The sequence below is a fragment of the Mediterraneibacter agrestimuris genome (assembly GCF_943193195.1).
Classification (GTDB): Bacteria; Bacillota; Clostridia; order Lachnospirales; family Lachnospiraceae; genus Schaedlerella; species Schaedlerella agrestimuris.
Map to the genome: position 1 here is coordinate 1 of NZ_CALPDG010000109.1, position 1667 is coordinate 1667.

Here is a 1667-nt window from a genome sequence, read left to right on the forward strand (position 1 = left end):
CACATCCTTCTCCTGATTTTCTATGGCAGATACCAGATCCCCCAATTCCAACACTGCTAATTGTTTCTTAATCTCTATATTCATTACTTTGTACCTTCTTTCCTATAATAAGCTGCACCTCGTACGATTCCATGTTTTTGCTCTTTTTCGTTCTCAGACTTCATTTTATTTTTCTTGCTTTTAGATATATCCTTTATATAAGCTATAAATGAGCAAATCCAAAATATTGCACAAAATAAGGACACCCTCTGATGAATAATGTATAATTGAAGTATCAACAAACAACATACTCACTCAAACAAGGGGGTGTCCATTGCAAACAGTATACATCATTCCAACCATATTTACAATTACTTTAAGACATTAAATCTCGGATTATTTTTATCTGATGTGTATCTGAACCATTTGATGGCCATTATCCTTTCCGTTTTTCTCCGGGGATACCGCGGGAAAACTGTGGATTTCCAAGAAGTAAGCCATTGTCACAGGACTACCACGGCTTATTTTCTGAATCATGGCAAATGGGATGACATTGCTTTACAGGATACCCTCAAAAGGAGCATCCTCCATATTATTTACAGGGAAGCTCAGCGTTCCGGACAGCCTGTTTACTGTATTGTGGATGATACCATTGCTTCACATACCCGGCCTTCGTCACAGGCTCTACATCCAATCGAAGCAGCGTATTTTCACCAATCACATTTAAAAGGCCGTCAGGATTACGGGCATCAGGTTGTTTCTGTCATGCTTTCCTGCAATGGGATTACCCTGAATTATGCAGTCATACTGTACGATAAATCAAAATCCAAGATTCAGATCGTAAAAGAGATTGCAGAAGAGCTTCCCATTGCACCGGTAGTTTCCTATTTTCTTTGTGACAGCTGGTATACTTCTTCAAAGGTAATGGACAGCTTTATACGGAAAGGTTTTTATACGATAGGTGCGTTAAAGACCAACCGTATTCTCTATCCATGGGGAATCCGTCAGAAAGCCAGTTTGTTTGCCCTTCATTTGCGGAAAACAGATCCGGGAGTCAGCCTCGTGACCGTTGGCGGCCGTCAATTCTATGTGTACCGCTATGAAGGGGAGCTAAATGGCATTCCCAATGCAGCTGTTATCATCAGCTATCCGAAGGATGCGTTTGGGAATCCCAAAGCACTGCGGTTGTTTCTCTCTACGGATGTCAGTCTGTCAACTCTGGAGATACTGGAGACTTATATCAAACGGTGGCCGATCGAATTATTTTTCCGTCAAAGCAAAAGTAAACTGGCACTGGATAAATATCAGCTCCGCTCCCGTCAGGGAATCCAAAGATATTGGTTGATTATGTCGCTGGTTCATTTTTTGTGTTGCATGCATTCTGGAAGCTATTGTGCTTTTGAAGAAGGTTATGCTTTTTTACAGAAACAGCTAAAGCAGGAACAGCTCACAAATCTGTACCGGTTTATCAAAAGTGGTGCTTCAATTGAAGCTGTTATGGAGTTAGCAGGATAACTTTGTGCAAAATTTGATATTTGCTCATTTATAGATATAAGGAATGAGTGTATTGTATGTAATCATATGGAAATCCTTTAAAGCTCTTCCGCAAGCTTCCTCCAGTGTTTTTTCTCCATAGATACTTGCTATATCAAGAACGGATCTGACATCCATAAGAGCCTGTTCTTTTA

1 protein-coding gene is annotated in these 1667 nt (G+C 40.3%); it reads left to right on the forward strand.

Going from position 1 to position 1667, the window contains the following annotated elements; genetic code table 11:
- The first annotated feature begins 456 nt into the window (after window positions 1–456).
- Window positions 457–1494, forward strand: a complete 1038-nt coding sequence (locus tag NFS18_RS19260; RefSeq protein ID WP_226972157.1) for a transposase — start codon at window positions 457–459, stop codon at window positions 1492–1494.
- The last annotated feature ends 173 nt before the right edge of the window (window positions 1495–1667 follow it).